This window comes from Polaromonas sp. P4_F9 (assembly GCF_056401235.1).
Map to the genome: position 1 here is coordinate 162,117 of NZ_JBFUJT010000005.1, position 18,259 is coordinate 180,375.

19 protein-coding genes are annotated in these 18,259 nt (G+C 63.1%); 3 read left to right on the forward strand and 16 right to left on the reverse strand.

From position 1 onward, the window contains the following. Window positions 1–50 precede the first annotated feature (50 nt). Window positions 51–1,001: a LysR family transcriptional regulator gene (locus tag AC1DUB_RS06655; protein ID WP_477728842.1), complete on the forward strand. Its 951-nt coding sequence runs from the start codon at window positions 51–53 to the stop codon at window positions 999–1,001. 365 nt (window positions 1,002–1,366) lie between these two features. Here AC1DUB_RS06655 and AC1DUB_RS06660 read toward each other — a convergent pair whose 3' ends face one another. From AC1DUB_RS06660 to AC1DUB_RS06680, 5 genes are all read right to left on the reverse strand, one after another. Further along, window positions 1,367–2,524, reverse strand: a complete 1,158-nt coding sequence (locus AC1DUB_RS06660; RefSeq protein ID WP_477728843.1) for a formyltransferase family protein — start codon at window positions 2,522–2,524, stop codon at window positions 1,367–1,369. Window positions 2,525–2,619: 95 nt separating this feature from the next. Beyond that, window positions 2,620–3,780: an aminotransferase class V-fold PLP-dependent enzyme gene (locus AC1DUB_RS06665; protein ID WP_477728844.1), complete on the reverse strand. Its 1,161-nt coding sequence runs from the start codon at window positions 3,778–3,780 to the stop codon at window positions 2,620–2,622. Window positions 3,781–3,985: 205 nt separating this feature from the next. Next, a complete protein-coding gene (locus AC1DUB_RS06670) occupies window positions 3,986–4,366 on the reverse strand; it encodes a YciI family protein (RefSeq protein ID WP_477728845.1) in 381 nt (126 codons plus the stop codon). 118 nt (window positions 4,367–4,484) lie between these two features. Continuing rightward, window positions 4,485–5,180, reverse strand: a complete 696-nt coding sequence (locus AC1DUB_RS06675; protein WP_477728846.1) for a glutathione S-transferase family protein — start codon at window positions 5,178–5,180, stop codon at window positions 4,485–4,487. An 11-nt stretch (window positions 5,181–5,191) separates the two neighbouring features. Beyond that, on the reverse strand, window positions 5,192–5,614 hold the full coding sequence (locus tag AC1DUB_RS06680) for a DoxX family protein (protein ID WP_477728847.1): 423 nt from the start codon (window positions 5,612–5,614) through the stop codon (window positions 5,192–5,194). A gap of 78 nt (window positions 5,615–5,692) precedes the next feature. Here AC1DUB_RS06680 and AC1DUB_RS06685 point away from each other — a divergent pair, with 78 nt between their 5' ends. After that, complete coding sequence (locus AC1DUB_RS06685) at window positions 5,693–6,577, forward strand: LysR family transcriptional regulator (protein ID WP_477728848.1); 885 nt, start codon at window positions 5,693–5,695, stop codon at window positions 6,575–6,577. A 21-nt stretch (window positions 6,578–6,598) separates the two neighbouring features. On the opposite strand, the gene AC1DUB_RS06690 is transcribed toward AC1DUB_RS06685, so the two are convergent. From AC1DUB_RS06690 to AC1DUB_RS06740, 11 genes are all read right to left on the reverse strand, one after another. Continuing rightward, on the reverse strand, window positions 6,599–7,261 hold the full coding sequence (locus AC1DUB_RS06690; RefSeq protein ID WP_477728849.1) for an HAD family hydrolase: 663 nt from the start codon (window positions 7,259–7,261) through the stop codon (window positions 6,599–6,601). A 374-nt stretch (window positions 7,262–7,635) separates the two neighbouring features. Continuing rightward, complete coding sequence (locus AC1DUB_RS06695; protein ID WP_477728850.1) at window positions 7,636–8,058, reverse strand: YchJ family protein; 423 nt, start codon at window positions 8,056–8,058, stop codon at window positions 7,636–7,638. 8 nt (window positions 8,059–8,066) lie between these two features. Then, a complete protein-coding gene (locus AC1DUB_RS06700) occupies window positions 8,067–8,489 on the reverse strand; it encodes a rhodanese-like domain-containing protein (RefSeq protein ID WP_477728851.1) in 423 nt (140 codons plus the stop codon). Window positions 8,490–8,798: 309 nt separating this feature from the next. Further along, window positions 8,799–9,926: an acyl-CoA dehydrogenase family protein gene (locus tag AC1DUB_RS06705; RefSeq protein ID WP_477728852.1), complete on the reverse strand. Its 1,128-nt coding sequence runs from the start codon at window positions 9,924–9,926 to the stop codon at window positions 8,799–8,801. Between the two features lie 4 nt (window positions 9,927–9,930). Beyond that, on the reverse strand, window positions 9,931–10,599 hold the full coding sequence (locus tag AC1DUB_RS06710) for an SDR family oxidoreductase (protein WP_477728853.1): 669 nt from the start codon (window positions 10,597–10,599) through the stop codon (window positions 9,931–9,933). A 73-nt stretch (window positions 10,600–10,672) separates the two neighbouring features. Beyond that, window positions 10,673–11,854 carry an acetyl-CoA C-acyltransferase gene (locus AC1DUB_RS06715; RefSeq protein ID WP_477728854.1) on the reverse strand — a complete coding sequence of 394 codons (1,182 nt, stop codon included), beginning with the start codon at window positions 11,852–11,854 and terminating at the stop codon, window positions 10,673–10,675. An 83-nt stretch (window positions 11,855–11,937) separates the two neighbouring features. Beyond that, complete coding sequence (aceK, locus tag AC1DUB_RS06720; RefSeq protein WP_477728855.1) at window positions 11,938–13,815, reverse strand: bifunctional isocitrate dehydrogenase kinase/phosphatase; 1,878 nt, start codon at window positions 13,813–13,815, stop codon at window positions 11,938–11,940. 40 nt (window positions 13,816–13,855) lie between these two features. After that, window positions 13,856–14,518 (reverse strand): carbonate dehydratase, encoded by a 663-nt coding sequence (gene can / locus AC1DUB_RS06725; RefSeq protein ID WP_477728856.1) that lies wholly within the window; start codon window positions 14,516–14,518, stop codon window positions 13,856–13,858. A gap of 80 nt (window positions 14,519–14,598) precedes the next feature. Continuing rightward, entirely contained in the window at window positions 14,599–15,780 is a 1,182-nt protein-coding gene (locus tag AC1DUB_RS06730; protein ID WP_477728857.1) for an isovaleryl-CoA dehydrogenase, read from the reverse strand. A 106-nt stretch (window positions 15,781–15,886) separates the two neighbouring features. After that, complete coding sequence (locus tag AC1DUB_RS06735; RefSeq protein WP_477728858.1) at window positions 15,887–16,330, reverse strand: PaaI family thioesterase; 444 nt, start codon at window positions 16,328–16,330, stop codon at window positions 15,887–15,889. A gap of 179 nt (window positions 16,331–16,509) precedes the next feature. Next, window positions 16,510–16,935: a MerR family transcriptional regulator gene (locus AC1DUB_RS06740; protein WP_477728859.1), complete on the reverse strand. Its 426-nt coding sequence runs from the start codon at window positions 16,933–16,935 to the stop codon at window positions 16,510–16,512. 159 nt (window positions 16,936–17,094) lie between these two features. Here AC1DUB_RS06740 and AC1DUB_RS06745 point away from each other — a divergent pair, with 159 nt between their 5' ends. Beyond that, entirely contained in the window at window positions 17,095–18,216 is a 1,122-nt protein-coding gene (locus AC1DUB_RS06745; protein ID WP_477728860.1) for an MBL fold metallo-hydrolase, read from the forward strand. Window positions 18,217–18,259 lie beyond the last annotated feature (43 nt).

Here is an 18,259-nt window from a genome sequence, read left to right on the forward strand (position 1 = left end):
AGGCGCCTGCGGGTTCCCGTATCCGGCATCCGTGGCTATCATCGTCACGGATGAACCTGTCCACACGTCAACTTCGTGCCTTCCTGGCACTTTCTGACCTGCGCAGCTTCACGCGCGCAGCAGAGCAGATGCATTTATCCCAGCCGGCCTTCAGCTCCCTGATCCGTTCGCTGGAAGACACGCTGGCGGCGAAGCTGTTTGACAGGGACACCCGGAAAGTCGACCTCACGGCCGCCGGCCGGCGCTTTGACCGCGCCGCGCGTGAGGTGATTTCACACTTTGACGAGGTGATGGGCGGCGTCTGCCGCGATCTGAGCATTGTTGATCGCGTCGCGGTCGCGGGCATCCCCTCGCTCTGCGCCCGCTTCCTGCCCGTTGTCGTGGCCGGCTTCCGGCGCAGGCATCCGGCTATCGACATCGAGATAGTCGATGCGCTCCCGCCGCAATGCGTGGATCTGGTTCGCGACGGAAAGGTCGATCTGGCGCTGTCGACCATTGATGCAAAAGACGCTGACGTTCACAAGGAGTTACTCTGTCTTGACCGCTTTTACGTCGTCTGCAGGCAGGACCATGTGCTCGCCGGCAAGGCGACGATAGACCTCGAAGAACTCGCCCGGTTTCCGTTTATTCACTTCACCCGGCCGACCCGCCTTCGCCACCAGATCGACGCGGCATTGCGGCCACACAAACTCAACACCGTCCTGGAAGTCGAAAGGGTCGAGGCAGTCAAGGGGCTGGTGGAGAGCGGGGTGGGAATCAGCCTGGTCCCCAGCCTCACCCTTTTTCATTTCATGAGCAGCCAGATTGCGATCAAGCCCCTCACCCCACCGGGCGTCGTTCGTGAGGTCTTTCTATTGAGCGCGCCGGGACGCGCCTTATCCGCCGCAGCCGATGCCTTGGCCGAACCCATCAGAGTCCAGATGCAGTTGCTTCTGCAACCCGGCAGCCTTGAACTCGATCACGAAAAACTGGCCGCAATGGTGCCGGGTCCGCAGACATAGCGCCGCCGTTCGGGTGGGTGGGCTCACTCCGTCACCGGTCAGGCAGCGGCTCCCGCTAATTTGCAGCGACCGTTGAACCACCGCCCCCGATGCCGGAGTGGTTTCGTTGCTACACATAGGGCGCCTGACAGCAGGCGAGGCCTTACCATTGAGGCATGAAAACAACCTACATCCTTGGCGCCATTTTGGCCTGCAGCGTAACCGGAACACTGGTTGGCGCTCGCTCCGCAAAGACCGCACTCCTGCTGGCATCCGCAATACTTGCGCTCTACGGCTTGGTGCGCCTGTTGGGTTGAGAGCACGGGAGTGGGTTGGTTTGGCGTCCGGCGTGGCTCAGCGTTCCGGACAACCGGCTGACATTCAACTCATTGGCCGGAATTCTGCCGCTCTCCCAAAGCGATGTCGACCATCATCTCGCGGGCCAAGGTGCCGAGTTCCTGTCGCAACGCATCGACGGACAGGGCGGCAGGCACCAGCAAGTGCGCTTCGATCTTGAAGGTCTGCTTGCCGGACACGCCGCTGCGGACGATCTCGGTATGAATGCTCTCGATGCTGATGGCGCGCTCGGCCAGTATCTTCGTCAGCTTGCTGACGATCCCGACCCGATCCTCGCCAACCAGTTCAAGCTCAACCACACGAAGCGAGGTGGGCGTGTGGGCGCCGTCGCTCCTGGCGATGACCACCTGCAAGCCGCTGGACTCGAGTCCGCGCAGCGCGGCCACCAGCGCATCCGCGTTCCCGCGCGGCACCTCGAAGTGAACCGTGCCGGCAAATTCATTGGCAAGTTTTGTCATGCGGCTCGCCGCCCAGTTGGCACCGAAGCGCTCTGCCCGCTCAGCCAGCGAGCTCACGATGCCGTGACGGTCGGCACCCACGATCGAGACGACGAGCGAGGTAGTCGTCGACGAAACTTCCTCGGTCAACACAACAGACTTGCGGATCATGGGGGCCTTGGTGGCAAAGCCCGGATCCTGCGGATAGGCGGGAACGGAGCCCTGCAAGCGGGCGTGATGAACCACCTTGCGCAGGAGGGTCAGGCCCATCGGCGCCAGGGCGCGCTCCCATAATTCGCGCGCCGTCTCGCCTTTGGCGACAAAGCACCAGTCCTGAGCAGCGATGGCGCCTGCATCCCACCCGTCGGCCAGGTGATAGATCGAGCCCCCAGCGATCGGATCGCCTTCCAGAATCGTCCATTCGACAGCCGCAATGCCACGATGCCGGGGCAGCAGCGACGGGTGATAACCGATGCCGCCCAGGCGCGAACGCGCGAGCGCCTCGTCGCTCACCCGTGCATGCGTGTGCGCGGCGATGATGAGGTCGGTGCCCTCGGCAATCGCGTTGCCCGGAACGAACCTGGGGTTCTCGAGCACATGCACCGCGATGCCGGCCGCTTGTGCAGCCAGCGCCAGCCGATCATCCGCAGCGGGTGCGACGATGCTTGTGAACGCTATCCCTTCTTCCTTGCGCAGCGCCTCGAAGACCGAGGCGGCGAAGAAACGGGAGCCCACCAATGCGCATTTCATAGACACATCTCTTCATTCATCTGAAAGGGGAGAAAAGAAAAAGGGGAGAAGGAAAAAAAGGAGACCGCCGGAGCCGGCCGGTCTTCAGCCGGTCTTCAACCGGTAACGGTCTCGGCAACCGGCGCTGTCAAGCCAATGCGATCCAGCGCCGCCGCCAATTGCCCCACCGTGCGATCCGACTGGTGCCACTTCTCGAGCCCGAACAGCCCGACGCGGAAGGTCATGAAGTCGGCGCCTTCGTCGCATTGCAGCGGCACACCGGCGGCCGTCTGCAGCCCCTGGTCCATGAATTTTTTGCCGGACTGGATCTCGGGGTCGGTGGTGTAGCTGACCACCACGCCGGGCGCCTTGAAGCCTTCGGCGGCGACGCTGGGCAGGCCACGGCTTTCAAACAGTGCGCGCACCTTGCCGCCCAGTGCTTCCTGCTCGGCGCGCACTTTGGCAAAACCGTAGGCTTGCGTTTCCTTCATGGCGGCGCGCAGGCGCGTGAGGGCGTCGGTCGGCAGGGTGGCGTGGTAGGCGTGGCCACCTTTTTCATAGGTTTCCATGATCTGCAGCCACTTCTTCAAATCGCAGGCAAAGCTGGTGCTGGTGGTGCCTTCAATGGCCGCGCGGGCGCGCTCGCTGAGCATGACCATGGCGCAGCAGGGTGAGCTACTCCAGCCTTTTTGCGGCGCGGAAATCAGCACGTCCACGCCCGTGGCTTTCATGTCTACCCACATGGCGCCCGAGGCGATGCAGTCGAGCACGAACAGGCCGCCCACGGCGTGCACCGCATCGGCCACGGCGCGCAGGTAGTTGTCGGGCAGGATCATGCCGGAAGCGGTCTCCACATGCGGTGCGAAGACGGCGGCAGGTTTTTCTTTTGCAATGGCGGCCTGCACTTCGGCGATGGATGCGGGCGCCCAGGGTGCCTGAGCACCCGGGCCGGTTTGGCGGGCCTTGAGAACGGTGGACGAGGCGGGAATGCTCCCCATGTCAAAGATCTGCGTCCAGCGGTAGCTGAACCAGCCGTTGCGAATGACCAGCACCTGTTTGCCCGTGGCGAACTGGCGCGCCACGGCCTCCATGCCGTAGGTGCCGCTGCCGGGCACCAGCACAGCAGAGGGCGCGTTGTACACCTCCTTCAGGATGCTGGAGATGTCGGTCATCACGCCCTGGAAGCTGCGCGACATGTGGTTCAGCGCGCGGTCGGTGTACACCACCGAAAATTCAAGCAAGCCATCAGGGTCGACGTTGGGCAGCAGTCCGGGCATAGGGTTTTCTCGGGGTGGTTTGAAAAAAACGACTTGGCAGCTTAGCATGCCGAGCCGTTTTTTGCGCCCGCAGGTTTGCGCAGCGCCGCCGGCGCATCATGCCCCGCCTCCGGCGGCCTACAGCCAAACACCGCGCAACCCGCAGCCATCCCCTCCGTCACTCCCGGTGACCGTACCTTCTTAGCCACCGCCTTTCCGCAACGACCTACTGGTTAGATGCCTGCTCAAAAAACCCAATAGGGTGCAGTTCGATCGCCCAGCCGACGTTTTCGCCCAAGGTGGCCGCCGGATGCAGCGAAGCCACCCGCACCGCCTCGTCCCGGTCAGCCGCCTCAATGATGAAAAAGCCGCCAACCATTTCTTTGGCCTCGGCATAGGGGCCGTCGGTCACCTGTGGTTTGCCATCGCGCGGGCGCAAGGCAAAGGCGGCCTGCGGGCCCTCGAGCGAGGCGCTCACCACCAGGCGGCCGGTCTTCTTCAGCTCGGCGTCTTTGGCTGGGCACTGGCTCACCAGGGCCTGGACCTCGCCAGGGGGCAGTGCGGCGAATTTTTCGGGGTTGTAGTAGGCGAGGCAGAGGTATTTCATGGGGAAGTCCTTTCAGATTTTGAACCTTACACCCCTACGACGAACGACAAACCTGCATTTCGACACCCGATCCGAAAACCTTGAAAAAAGAGTTCTCTCCCTTACAAATGTCCGGCTCTCAAGTTGGCAGCGCGACAGTTATGCGCCTGGACAGCGCCGACTCGCGTTGCCGCAGAAAGGCGCGCAGCAATTCAGGGTAGTCGGGACGAACCGCGTTGCGGACCGATTCGCGTTGTGCCAGCGCACGCCGCCAGGCGTTCACCTTGGGCATATCGGTGAAGCCGGCGAAAACACCGAAATCGCCCAAATCACCGATTTCGTCGAACACGTCGAAGTACCGGAAGACCGGGCCGAACACCGCATCCACCATGCTGAACTGTTCGCCAGCGAAGTAGGGGCCGCTTCCCAGGGCCGCTTCGACCTGCTGGAACTTTGCGCGCAGCTCGGCGGCGCGGGCCGCCAGGGCTTCCTCACTGGGCGCGTTATAGAAGGCGCCGATGGTGTTGAGGATCGCAGAACCGAACTCCATCCAGCTGCGGTGCCGGGCACGTCGCAGCGCGTCTTCGGGGTGCAGGCGGGGTGCGGCTGTTTCGTCGAGGTATTCACAGATGACGGTGGATTCAAAAATCGCTTCGCCATCCACCCGCAGGACGGGCGTCTTGCCCAGCGGCGAGATCTTGAGGAACCAGGCGGGCTTGTGGGCCAGGTCAATGTCCTGCCGCTCAAAGCGGATGCCCTTCTCGGCCAGAACAATCGCCGCGCGCTGGACGTAAGGGCACAGCGTGTGGCTGATCAATGTGCGTTGGGAGGCCATGGTCTGCTCCTTCACCAGGCGGGCACAAAACGCGGACTGCGGCGCAGAGCGAAGGCTCCGTCGCCGGCCAGCCAAAGCGCCACGAAGGCCACGGTCAGGAACACGGGGTATTCCCAGCCGCCACCCTGGCTGGTGTGGACCCAGCCGTTGCCAAAGTGCACCGTCGCGGCCACGGCCATGATGGGCGCCAGCGCCAGCGACACCTGGCGGGCATACAGCCCGAGCAGGATGGCCAGGCCGCCCAGCAGTTCCGCGGCGAACACGGGGTAAGCCAGCACACCGGGGAAGCCCACGCTCGCAAAAAACTGCGCCGTTCCCGGCAAGGTGAAAACCAGCCATTTCAACAGGGCGTGGGCCATCCACATCACGCCCAGGCTGATACGAAGCAGGGTCACGCCGTAAGGGGCGGTGTTGTTGGCTTCCGGTTGCCGCATTGCATTGCTCCATTGAGTTGATTGATGGGGTAATGTAGGATTGCAATGAAGCAATGAAAATAGGCACGAGTGCAATCCATGAATGCAGCAACGCAATACAAACTCAGCGCCCCGGATATCGAGGTCGTGCTCGCGCTGGTGCGGGCCAACACCCTGGCCGAAGCGGGCGAGCGGCTTGCGGTGGATGCGTCGACAGTTTTCCGTTCGCTGCAGCGCATCGAGAAGGGTTTGGGTCAGCGTCTGTTCGAACGCTCAAGGACTGGCTACCAGCCGCTGGAACTGGCGCAGGTACTGGCAAGCCACGGGGAGCAACTCGAGGTGCAACTGGAGTCGGCCCGTTCCGCCGCGCAGGCCAGTCCCGAACAGGTCTCCGGCAGCGTGCGCCTGACCACCACCGATACCGTGCTGCATGGCCTGGTCGCGCCGGCGCTCAAGTTGCTACAGTCAACCCACCCGCTGCTGGTCTACGAGCTGCACATGGGGAACGAATTGGCCAGCCTCACGCGGCGTGATGCCGACATTGCCGTGCGTGCCACCCGGCGGCCGCCGCAGCACCTGGTGGGCAAGCATGTCGGCCCGATCCGGGTAGCGCTGTTTGCCGCCAAAAAAGGCGGCCCCAAGCGCTTCGATGCCGACATGGCCGGAAAAGTCGACTGGATCGCCCCGGACGACGCCTTGCCGGAGCACCCCTCAGTGGTCTGGCGCAAGAAGCATTTTCCCAGGGTGTCGCCGCGCTATCGGGTCAGCAGCATACTCACCGTCGCGGAGATGGTGGCGCAAGGCATGGGCATCGGGTTATTGCCGCTCTTTCTTGCGCAAGGCCGGGCCGACCTGGTGGCCTTGACCGGCGCGCTGGATGAGTGTCAGACCGAACTCTGGCTTCTGACGCATACCGAATCACGGCACCTGCGGCGGGTCTCCACGGTGTTCAGCCATCTGGCCAAACACATGGCGCTGACCTGAACTGAATGAGGCCGCGCCAGCTCAGCTCAACAGCGTCGGCAACCCGCTCATGGCCACAAAGACCCGGACGGCTCCCGTCTTCGTCAACGCACTTGGCGCGTCATGCCCCGCTTCCGGCGGGCTGTAGCCAAACACCGTCGCCCCGGCCGCCACACCCGCAGTCACGCCGGTCACCGTGTCCTCCACCACCGCACACCGCTTGGGGTCGATACCCAGCGCCGCAGCCGCCGCCAGATAAACATCCGGCGCCGGCTTGGAGCGAGGCATCTCATGCCCGCTGAAAATGCGCCCCTTGAAGTAGGGCATCAGCCCGCATTTCTCCAGTTGCAGTTCCACCTTGAAACGGTCGGCTCCCGACGCGCAGGCGATGCGGCCCTGGTACAGCTCATGAATCTTCGCCACAGCCTCCACCGCGCCGCGAATGGGCTTGACGCCCTCCATCAACCCCAGGTTGCGCCGCTCGCGGAAGTTGACCATCCAGTCCTCGGTCAGCGGCCGGCCCGTGTGGGCTTCGATGGTGGCGACCTCGTCCTTGACGGCCTTGCCGACGAAGATGCGCATGCATTCCTCGCGCGTGAGCTTCCAGCCCCGCTCTTCCAGCATGTCGCGCAACACATCGTTGGTGATCGTTTCGCTGTCGACCAGCACGCCATCACAGTCAAACAACACCGCATCGAATTTCAAAGCAAAAACCTTTCAATACTATGCATTCAGTATGCGCACCACACCCGCCAGACATGGTTCGGGTTGAGTCCTCCCCGCGTTACCCCTTCCCGCCTTTGGGGGAAGGCCGGGATGGGGGCTCCCCGCATGTGGGCGAGCGCGCCCTGGACTTGACTCCTCTCGTGGCTAGAGACAAAACTGCCCGGACGGCCCTGACTAATCGAGCAAACCTTATCCAGCCCCATTAAAGCGGAGCAAGCTGCCATGAACCAAACAGCGCTTCTCATGGGTCGCATGGCCCCCATCCCAGCCTTCCCCCAAAGGCGGGAAGGAGCAAGAAGGGCACAGAAGGAATGGATCAGCGCCATGTGCTGTGACCGGTGTGGTTGCCTCAATCACCGCGTATCGCCGTCCACATAGTACCAACGGTCTGCCTCGTGCACGAAGCGGCTGCGCTCGTGCAGGCGCACAGCCGGACTGCCGGGGCTTTTTTGCCGGGCGACAAACTCAACTTCGGCATGGGTGCCGTCCAGCTGGCGATGCTGCCGCACGTCCAGGCCCAGCCATTTGACGCCCGGGTCGAAGTCAATCGATGGCGGCCGGTGACTGGCGTGCCAGGTAGCCAGTAAGTAGTCGGCCCGTTCCCGCACAAAAGCGGTGTAACGCGAGCGCATCAGCGACTCGGCGTCGGGCGCGGGCGAACCCGCAAAGTCATCCAGGTAACGGCCACAGCATTGTGAAAAAGCCAGGGGCTTTCCGGAGGCGGCCAGGCGGCCGCAGGAGCAAGGCTGCGACGGCAGCAACGGGGGCTGGGGCATCAGCAGTATCAGCTTTTGCCGGCCTTGCGCTTTTCCCGGTCTTCCAGCGTTTCAGTCGGTCCGCCCTGCTTCGTCCATTCGCTGTACCCTCCGTCCATGTGCGCGACATTGGTCATGCCCATGTCCTGCAGCGTCTTGGTGGCCAGCGCACTGCGCCAGCCGGCGCCGCAGAACAGGATGAACTCCTTGCCCTCGTCGGCAAACACGGGCTTGTGGTACGGCGAGGCGGGGTCCACCCAGAACTCGAGCATGCCCCTGGGCGCATGGTAGGCGCCCACCACCGTGCCGCCCGCCAGCTCGCGCACATCGCGGATGTCGACGACCTGCACGTGAGGGTCAGCGAGCTTGGCTTTCACCTCGTCCACCGAGTAGCTCTTGACCTGCGCCATGGCTTCATCGACCAGGGCACGGAATCCTTTGGTAATGGGCATGTTTTGTCTCCTGCTGTGGATTGCGGACTGAATGGCGGATCAAGTCCGCATAGGCAAGTTTACGGCGTGCTTCCACACGGCTGAGCCCTGCTGGCGTCATCCCGGGCCTGAGCCAGAGCCTGTACTAAAACCAAGCCGGGCCCGCGGGACCGGCTTTGCCGGACCGCAGGCGCAGCGGCCCCCGAGGGGCTGGAGCCTGCGGCTCCAAAGCTGCTTGAGCAGCTTGGGACAGGCGACAGAGGCGAAGCGTCTCGCGAGCCGCGGCCTGCAAGGCCTCGGGAGTTACACGCAGTGAACGACCGTGGGGGCCTAAAGTGCTCTCTGGATGATGATTTTCTGCACGTCGGAGGTGCCTTCGTAGATCTGGCAAACCCGCACGTCACGGTAGATGCGCTCCACCGGAAAGTCGCTCACATAGCCATAGCCGCCCAGTGTCTGAATGGCGGCGCTGCAGACCTCTTCAGCCATCTCGCTGGCGAACAGCTTGGCCATGGCCGCTTCCTTCAGGCAGGGCCGGCCGGCATCGCGCAGGCTGGCGGCGTGCCAGATCAATTGGCGCGCGGCTTCCAGTTTGGTCGCGCACTCCGCCAGCCGGAAGCCGACCGCCTGGTGGTTGAAGATGGCGGTGCCGAAGCTCTGGCGCTCCTTGGCGTAGCCCAGCGCAAATTCAAACGCACTGCGGGCCATGCCCACGCTCTGGGCCGCGATACCGATGCGTCCACCCTCCAGCGCGCCCAGGGCAATCCTGTAGCCCTCGCCTTCGGCGCCGATCAGGTTTTCTGCCGGGATGCGGCAGTTGTCGAAGTTGATTTGCGCCGTGTCGCTGGAGTGCTGGCCCAGCTTGTCTTCCAGCCGCGCCACCACATAGCCGGGCGCGTCGGTGGGCACGATGAAGGCGCTCATGCCTTTTTTGCCGGCGCCCTTGTCCGTGACGGCAATGACGATGGCCGCGTGGCCGTTCTTGCCGCTGGTGATGAACTGCTTGACGCCGTTGATCACGTAGCTGTCGCCGTCTTTCACGGCGGTGGTTTTGAGCGACGAGGCATCGCTGCCGACATGCGGCTCGGTCAGGCAGAACACGCCCAGCATCTGGCCCTGCGCCAGCGGGGTCAGCCATTGCTTTTTCTGCGCGGCATTGCCGTAGCGCATCAGGATGGCATTGACCGGGCAGTTGGTCACGCTGATGGCGGTGCTGGTGCCGCCGTCGCCCGCGGCGATTTCTTCCAGCACCAGCGCCAGCGTCACATAGTCGAGGTGGGCGCCGCCAAACTCCTCCGGCACACAGATGCCGTAGGCGCCGAGCTCGGCCAGGCCTTTGTGCGCGTCCTTCGGGAAATGGTGCTCCTTGTCCCAGCGGGCGGCGTGGGGCCAGAGCTCCTCCTGCGCAAAGGCGCGCACGGCGTCACGGATCATTTCCTGGTCTTGTGTCAACAGCATGTGGTCACCATGATTCGAATGGGCGCCCGTCGTAGTCGAGGAACGCGCCTTTGTGTTGGGCCTTCAGAGAGGCAACGGTTTTGCGCAGGGCGGCCACGCTGTCGCTGACCGCCAGCGGCGCACTCGGGCCGCCCATGTCGGTCCGCACCCAGCCGGGCGACAGCGCCACCAGGATGGCTTTGGGGTAGTCGTGCTGGGCCGCAACCACGGCCATGTTGAGTGCGGCTTTGCTGACGCGGTAAGTCCAGCCAAAGCTGGAGCCCACCCCGCCGATGCGCCCCATGCCGCTGGTGATGAAGGCGAACTTGCCGCCCGCCGCCTCCACCAGCGGTGCGACCTGCGGGATGACCTGCATCGCGCCCAGCACGTTGGTGTGCAGGGTGCGGTCAAATTCCTCGCGTGCGGGCGGCATGGTGGCATCTGCCGTGGTGTAAACGCCGGCCACGTAGAAAGCTACGTCGATCTGCTCGCCGTCCAGCAGCCAGGCCAGGCCGCTGACGCTGGCCGGGTCGGCCACGTCCACCTTCAAGGTGTGGACATCGAGCGCGCGCAGCCGCTGCAGGCCGGCATCGTCGCGCGCCGTGGCGATCACGCGGTCGCCGGCCTCACGGTACTGGCGGACCAGTTCCAGGCCAATCCCGCGGGAAGCGCCAATGATCAACACCGTGCTCATGCGAAAGATCTCATGTAGAAAGCAGTCCGGACCATCTGGCGCGGATGCGACCAGCGGCCCTGATGACAAAACATTACATCAGCTCAACCGCCAGTGCCGTGCCCTCACCACCGCCGATGCACAGCGTCGCCACGCCTTTTTTCAGGCCRCGGGCTTTCAGCGCATGGATCAGCGTCACGATGATGCGGGCGCCGCTGGCGCCAATCGGGTGGCCCAGCGCGCAGGCGCCGCCATTCACATTCACGATGTCGTGGCTGATGCCGAGTTCTTTCATGGCGGCCATGGGCACCACGGCAAAGGCTTCATTGACTTCCCACAGGTCCACGTCCTTGACGCTCCAGCCGATCTTCTTGAGCAGCTTTTGCACCGCGCCCACCGGTGCGGTGGTGAACCACTCGGGCGCCTGGGCAAAGGTGGCGTGGCCGACGATGCGGGCGATGGGTGTGGCACCCAGCTCTTTGGCGGTGGATTCGCGGGTCAGCACCAGCGCGGCCGCGCCGTCGTTGATCGACGAGCTGGACGCGGCGGTGATGGTGCCGTCTTTCTTGAAGGCGGGCCGCAGCGTCGCAATCTTGTCGAGCTTGACCTTGCCCGGGCCTTCGTCGATGGAGATCACGGTGTCGCCGGCGCGGCCTTTGACCGTGACGGGGGTGATCTCGGCCTTGAAGGCGCCGGACTCCGTGGCCGCCTTGGCACGCTGCACGCTGGCCACCGCGAAAGCGTCCTGCGCTTCACGGGTGAACTGGTATTTTTCGGCGCACTGCTCGCCAAAGGTGCCCATGGCGCGGCCGGGCTCGTAGGCGTCTTCCAGGCCGTCGAGCATCATGTGATCAAAGATGCGGTCGTGGCCGATGCGCACACCGCTGCGGCCCTTGAGCAGCAAATGCGGCGCGTTGGTCATGCTTTCCATGCCGCCGGCCACCATCACGTCGCGGCTGCCCACCATCAGCTGGTCGTGCGCCAGCATGGTGGCTTCCATGCCGGAGCCGCACATCTTCGAAAGCGTCACGGCGCCCGCGCTGGCAGGCAAGCCGCCCTTGAAGCCGGCTTGCCGCGCCGGCGCCTGGCCCTGGCCCGCCATCAGGCAGTTGCCGAACAGGACTTCGTCGACTTTTTCAGGCGCGATGCCCGCGCGCTCAATGGCGGCCTTGATGGCGGCGCCGCCGAGGTCGTGTGCGGCAAGCGCACTGAAGTCGCCCTGGAAGCCGCCCATGGGCGTACGGGCGGCGCCGAGAATAACGATGGAATCCGACATGATGTGTGTCCTTTCAGGGTTGAATGAAAACTGTGGTGTTTTTGTCGTGCTGTTCTTGCGCTCTTGCCAGGCTCTTGCCGCGCTCAGGGTGTCATGCCACTGAGGCCGGTCAGCACCGGCTCGGGCGGAAGGTGGGTCAACAATTCGTCGTCATTGCGGCCGGGGGCATGGCGCCGGGTGAAGCGCTTTTCCCGCTCATAGGGGAAGACGTCGTGCACATGGCCGGCCTGTATGCGTGCCTGGTGGCTTTGCCAGAAATCGGCATCCAGCAAATCGCCGTGGTGCTTCATGAAAACTTCGCGCACCGCGTCATTGCCCAGCAGGAAGGGCGCGAAGGTTTCGGGAAACACGTCTTTGGATCCGACGGAATACCAGACCTCGCCGCTCATCTCTTCTTCTTCATTGCGCGGCGCCGGCACGCGGCGGAAATTGCAGTCGGTGATGTATTCGATCTCGTCGTAGTCGTAGAAAACAACCTTGCCGTGGCGCGTGATGCCGAAGTTCTTCCACAGCATGTCGCCCGGAAAGATGTTGGCCGCCACCAGGTCCTTGATGGCGTTGCCGTATTCGACCACGGCGCGCTCGATCTGGTCTTTCGCGGCGGGCTCGGCGACGCCGGCATCCAGCGCTTCCTGCAGGTAGATGTTGAGGGGGATCATGCGCCGCTCGATATAAACGTGCTTGATGATCACTTCGGTGTTGCCGTCGCCGTCGCGGTCGCTGATCTCGAGCTGGCTGGGCGCAAACTTTTGAAGTTCGGCAATCAATTCGTCATCAAACCGCGCGCGCGGAAAGGCTACTTCACTGTACTCCTGGGTATCGGCCATGCGGCCCACGCGGTCATGCTGCTTGACGAGCAGGTATTTGCCCTTGATCTGCTCCCGGCTGGTGTCTTTTTGCGGCGGATAGTAGTCCTTGATGACCTTGAAGACATAGGGAAACGAGGGCAGGTCGAACACCAGCATCACCATGCCCTTGATACCGGGCGCAATGCGGAACTTGTCGGTGGAGTGCCGCAGGTGGTGAAGAAAGTCGCGGTAAAAAAGCGTCTTGCCCTGCTTGGCCAGGCCCAGTGCGTTGTAGATTTCCGCGCGCGGCATGTGCGGCATCATGCTGCGCAGAAACTGCACGTATGCCGACGGGATGCCCATGTCCACCATGAAGTAGGCGCGCGCAAAGCTGAACAGGATGAGCAGGTCATCCTCGCCAAACAGCGCGGCATCGATCACCAGCTTGCCGCACTTGCTGTGCAATATCGGCAGGGCAAACGGCACTTCGTTGAAGCCGTTGATGATCTTGCCGACGACGTAAGCGCCCTTGTTGCGGAAAAACAGGCCCGACAGCACCTGGATCTGGAAATTGGCACGCAGCTTCACGTCGCTGAGCCGCTCGCTCATGGCCTCCAGCACATAGCCGGCATCGCGCTCCAGGTCTTCAAAGTCCAGGCGCAGATCGAAGTCGCGCACCAGCCTGATGATGATCTCGCGCAGGTTGTCGCGGGTCGGGTAGTACGCGCGGTAGGTCGGCCGCGCCGTCGGCTCCTCGTTTTCGATGTACTCGGTGCTGACGGCCGGCCGGACAAAGATGAAGTCGTTCTGGAAATAGCTGCGATGCAGTATCTTGGTGGTGACCGAGTTGAAAAAGGTCTCGGCCAGTTCGGGCTGGTGGTGATTGACCAGCAGGCCGATGTAATGCAGCTTCACCTGGTGCCAGACATCCATCGACTGCTCGCCCGCCTTGAACTCACGCTCCAGCCGCATCGACGCTTCACGCACGCGCAGGTCGTAGAACTCGATGCGTTCGCGCTGGGCGCGTTGCTGGCCGTGCCAGTCGGCGGTTTCGAAACGGTGCTTGGCGCGCGCCGACTCAGTGCGAAACAACTGGTAGTGGCGGTTGAAGCCGTCCATCATCGCTTTCGCAATGTCGTAGGCAATGGTGGAGTCAAGGCGCTGGGGAAACACGGCGAGTCCTGGTTCTGGCGCTATCTGGCGTTATCTGACGTTACCGGCTGTTCCAGAGGTCCCAGACGCGGTCCACCGCCTGCCGGTAGCGGGCATCCAGCTCCTCGGGGTCTGAGACGCTCATCTGCAGGTCCTGCAGCAGGCCGTCGTGCACACCGAATGCCCAGCCGTGCACAGTGACGTCCTGGCTGCGGGCCCAGGCGTCCACCATCACGGTGCTGACCGACACGTTCACCACCTGCTCGATCACGTTGATGTCGCACAAGGCATTGGCCCGCACCGCATCGGGCAGGCTGTCGAGCAGCTGGCGGTGCCGGTGGCGCACGTCCTGGATGTGGCGTATCCAGTTGTCGGCCAGGCCAATGCGCGCGCCTTCCAGCGCGGCCTGCACGCCCGAGCAGCCGTAGTGCCCTACCACCATGATGTCCTTGACCTTGAGCCGCTCCACCGCGAACTGGATCGCGGACAGGGCGTTGAGGTCGGAGTGCACCACGATGTTGGCCACGTTCCGATGAACAAACACCTCGCCCGGCTCCAGCCCGGTGATCTGGTTGGCCGGCACGCGGCTGTCGGAGCAGCCAATCCACATGTACTTGGGGGTCTGCTGCTTGACCAGGCTGGTGAAAAATCCCGGCCGTTCGGCTTCCATTTGTGCCGCCCAGGCGCGGTTATGGCTGAAAAGGTTTTCAAGTGATGCTGTCATGGGAACGATCTTAATCAGTTGCAGGCCGGGTGGCCTCACAGGGTCATCCCTTGGCCATTCGTTGCGCCAGGGTCCGGGCCTCAGCAGGTTTCGGCAAACAGTTCACGGCCGATCAGCATGCGGCGGATTTCGCTGGTGCCGGCGCCGATCTCGTAGAGTTTGGCGTCGCGCCAGAGGCGTCCGAGCGGGTAGTCGTTGATGTAGCCGTTGCCGCCAAAAATCTGCACGCCCTCGCCGGCCATCCAGGTGGCCTTTTCGGCGCACCAGAGAATGACGGAAGCGCAGTCCTTGCGGACCTGGCGTGCATGCTCCGCGCCCCGCATATCCAGGTTTTTGGCCACGGTATAGGCAAAGGAGCGGCCGGCCTGCAGCACGGTGTACATGTCGGCGACTTTGCCCTGGATCAGCTGGAATTCGCCGATGCTCTGGCCAAACTGCTTGCGGTCGTGGATGTAGGGCACCACGTTGTCCATCACCGACTGCATGATGCCCAGGGGCCCGCCGGTGAGCACGGCGCGTTCGTAGTCAAGGCCGCTCATGAGCACCTTGGCGCCGCTGTTCAGGCCGCCCAGAATGTTTTGCGCCGGAACTTCGACATTGTTGAACACCAGCTCGCCGGTGTGGCTGCCGCGCATGCCGAGCTTGTCAAGTTTTTGCGCCACCGAAAACCCCTTCATGCCCTTTTCGATCAGGAAGGCGGTCACGCCGCGGGCGCCCAGCTCGGGCTCGGTTTTCGCATAGACCACCAGGGTGTCGGCGTCGGGGCCGTTGGTGATCCACATCTTGCTGCCGTTGAGCAGGTAATAGCCGCCCTTGTCTTCGGCCTTGAGCTTCATCGAAATCACGTCGCTGCCGGCGCCGGGCTCGCTCATGGCCAACGCGCCAACATGCTCGCCGGAAATCAGCTTGGGCAGGTATTTCTGGCGCTGCGCGTCGGTGCCATTGCGCTTGATCTGGTTGACACACAGATTGCTGTGCGCCCCATAGGACAGCCCCACGGAGGCGCTGGCCCGGCTGATTTCTTCCATGGCCACCATGTGGGCCAGGTAACCCATGCCCGCGCCGCCATACTCTTCGCCGACGGTGATGCCGAGCACGCCGAGCGCGCCCATTTTTTGCCACAGGTCCATCGGGAACTGGTCATTGCGGTCAAGCTCGGCAGCGCGCGGTGCGATTTCGCTTTGCGCAAATTCACGCACGGCGTCACGCAGGGCGTCGGTCTCTTCACCGAGCTGGAAGTCAAGTCCTGGCAGGTTGGTCATGATGGGCTTTCTGGGTAGGTTGCAGGTGGTAGCCAGGCGCCTTGGGGCAGCTTTTGGCGGCTCGGCGGCTTCCGGGCGGGGTTCTCTGTGAGTTATCAGTGAGCGATCAGTAGGTCTTGGGGACGGGAACAAGCGTCTGCTGCATCAGCGCGCAAGCGCTTTCCTTCCCGTTGGCATCGACGTGCACCACGTCGGCAGTGGTCACGATGATTCGCTTGCCGGCCCTGACGACACGGCCGGTCGCCCGCAGCTCACCGTTCCTGAAGGCGGCCATGAAATTGATCTTGTATTCGACCGTGGTGACTTCGGCCTCGGGAGGAGCCACCGTCAAGGCGGCATAGCCGCCGGCAATGTCTGCCAGCGCACCCATGGCGCCGCCATGGAAACTGCCCTGCTGCTGGGTGACGCGTTCTGAGTAAGGCAGCGCAATTTCGCACAACCCGGCCTCCACGCGCAGCAGCCGCGCACCGAGGTGCTGCATCATGCCCTGGCGTAAAAAACTCGCTTCAATGCGCTGAAAAAGCGCTGACGGCGCGGAAAGTGCATCCATGGGGAAGGCCTTCTGTCGGGAGGTCTATCGGGAGTGAATGGGGTCACGCCTTAATTGACGTTTACGTAAACGTCAATTATGACCCATTTGCCCTGGGTACAACAAGCCTCCCGGCAATTGTTGATGCCGCTGAAATGGTTGAAATGGTTGAAACAGTCTGCCGGCGCAGAAACAGGGGCTCAAACCTGGCTGTTTTTGGTTTTGGTGTTGTCTTTGGCTTTGGCCGCCTTGTCGAGCAGCGCCTTGGCCTCTTTTTCATGGGTGCGGATCTCGTCCAGATTGGCCTGCAGGTCGAGCATTTGCGCTTCCAGCTTCTTGCGATGCTCGGTCAGCACGGCCAGGAATTTTTTCAGTTGCGGGGCGGTGTCGCGCGGGCTGTCGTAGGAATCGATGATTTCCTTGGCCTCCACCAGCGACAGGCCCAGCCGCTTGGCGCGCAAGGTGAGCTTGAGCCGGGTGCGGTCCCGCGCCGTGTACACGCGGTTGCGCCCGCCCGGCCCGATGCGCTGGGGCTGCAGCAGGCCCATGTCTTCGTAAAACCGCATGGCGCGGGTGGTCAGGTCAAACTCTTTGGCAAGATCGCTGATGGTGTAAGTCGTGGCCATGATGAATTGGGTGGGTGCTGAACAGGGATCAACAGGACAAAGGCAGGCAAAAAACAGGGGCACAGGCGGCACAGGCAAAAGCCAGCGCGCGGCAGCCGTCATCACTACAATGATTCCACATGACGTTTACGTAAACGTCAAATATAGCGCGAATATTACATGAACCACCTTGAACAGCAGCTCGAGTACCCGTTTGCGGACACCCTGCCCGAGGCCGGTACGGCACTCGAGGTCGCACCAGGCGTCAAGTGGATACGCATGGCGCTGCCGTTCGCGCTGGACCACATCAACCTCTGGCTGCTGCGCGATGAGCTCGATGATCCGCACAACGCCGGCGCAACAATCCAGGGCTGGAGCGTGGTGGACTGCTGCATCAGCAGAGAGGAGTCCAGGGCGCAGTGGGAAAGCATTTTTGCGACCCAGCTGGAGGGCCTGCCGATCCTGCGCGTCATCGTGACCCACATGCACCCGGACCACATGGGACTGGCGTACTGGCTGTGCCGGCACTGGACGACGGCAAGCCATGTTTGCCGCCTGTGGATGAGCGCCACCGACTATCACAGCGCCCGCCTCGGCGCCCAAAGCACCACCGGCTTTGGCGGAGACAGCGCCGCCCTCTTTTTCGCCTCCCACGGCCTGACCGATCCGGAATCTGTCGAGAAAATCAGAGGCCGGACCGGCTACTACGCCAGCATGGTGCCCGAGGTGCCGGGCAGTTTTTGCCGCCTGGCTGACGGGCAGGTGATCCGCATTGGCGGGCGGGACTGGCGGTGTATCAGCGGTTATGGCCATGCGCCGGAGCACATGGCGCTGTACTGCGCCGATGTCTCCCCGTCCACCTCGTCCACGGGACCAGCGCCGGTGCTGATTTCCGGCGACATGGTGCTGCCGCGCATTTCCACCAACGTGAGCGTTTACGACATGGAGCCCGAATCCAATGCGCTCCGCCAGTTTCTGGCGTCCATCGACAAATTCGCGCCGCTGGACGAGGCCACGCTCACCCTGCCTTCGCACGGCAAACCGTTCCGCGGCCTGCACACACGCATCCAGCAGCTTCATGACCACCACCGGGACCGGCTTGAAGAGGTGATGCAGGCCTGCAAGGCAAGCCCCTGCAGCGCTGCGGACATCCTGCCCGTCATGTTCAAACGCAAGCTGGATTTGCACCAGACGACCTTCGCGATCGGTGAGTCGATCGCGCACCTGCATTTGCTGTGGTTTGGCGGGCAGCTCAGGCGCTCGCTGGACCCTGACGGGGTTTACCGCTTCAGCGCAGCCTGACATGCCGCAGGCGGGGCTGCGGTACCGCGGTGTGTGGTGCGTC

Bases quoted from the DNA above. Each gene is read 5' to 3' on its own strand.
- AC1DUB_RS06655 (WP_477728842.1), top strand. From the start codon at position 51: ATGAACCTGTCCACACGTCAACTTCGTGCCTTCCTGGCACTTTCTGAC.
- AC1DUB_RS06705 (WP_477728852.1), bottom strand. From the start codon at position 9,926: ATGCTGTTGACACAAGACCAGGAAATGATCCGTGACGCCGTGCGCGCC.
- AC1DUB_RS06675 (WP_477728846.1), bottom strand. From the start codon at position 5,180: ATGGCCTCCCAACGCACATTGATCAGCCACACGCTGTGCCCTTACGTC.
- AC1DUB_RS06695 (WP_477728850.1), bottom strand. From the start codon at position 8,058: ATGCCCCAGCCCCCGTTGCTGCCGTCGCAGCCTTGCTCCTGCGGCCGC.
- AC1DUB_RS06660 (WP_477728843.1), bottom strand. From the start codon at position 2,524: ATGAAATGCGCATTGGTGGGCTCCCGTTTCTTCGCCGCCTCGGTCTTC.
- AC1DUB_RS06700 (WP_477728851.1), bottom strand. From the start codon at position 8,489: ATGCCCATTACCAAAGGATTCCGTGCCCTGGTCGATGAAGCCATGGCG.
- AC1DUB_RS06665 (WP_477728844.1), bottom strand. From the start codon at position 3,780: ATGCCCGGACTGCTGCCCAACGTCGACCCTGATGGCTTGCTTGAATTT.
- AC1DUB_RS06735 (WP_477728858.1), bottom strand. From the start codon at position 16,330: ATGGATGCACTTTCCGCGCCGTCAGCGCTTTTTCAGCGCATTGAAGCG.
- AC1DUB_RS06670 (WP_477728845.1), bottom strand. From the start codon at position 4,366: ATGAAATACCTCTGCCTCGCCTACTACAACCCCGAAAAATTCGCCGCA.
- AC1DUB_RS06730 (WP_477728857.1), bottom strand. From the start codon at position 15,780: ATGACCAACCTGCCAGGACTTGACTTCCAGCTCGGTGAAGAGACCGAC.
- AC1DUB_RS06685 (WP_477728848.1), top strand. From the start codon at position 5,693: ATGAATGCAGCAACGCAATACAAACTCAGCGCCCCGGATATCGAGGTC.
- AC1DUB_RS06740 (WP_477728859.1), bottom strand. From the start codon at position 16,935: ATGGCCACGACTTACACCATCAGCGATCTTGCCAAAGAGTTTGACCTG.
- can (WP_477728856.1), bottom strand. From the start codon at position 14,518: ATGACAGCATCACTTGAAAACCTTTTCAGCCATAACCGCGCCTGGGCG.
- AC1DUB_RS06745 (WP_477728860.1), top strand. From the start codon at position 17,095: ATGAACCACCTTGAACAGCAGCTCGAGTACCCGTTTGCGGACACCCTG.
- AC1DUB_RS06680 (WP_477728847.1), bottom strand. From the start codon at position 5,614: ATGCGGCAACCGGAAGCCAACAACACCGCCCCTTACGGCGTGACCCTG.
- AC1DUB_RS06710 (WP_477728853.1), bottom strand. From the start codon at position 10,599: ATGAGCACGGTGTTGATCATTGGCGCTTCCCGCGGGATTGGCCTGGAA.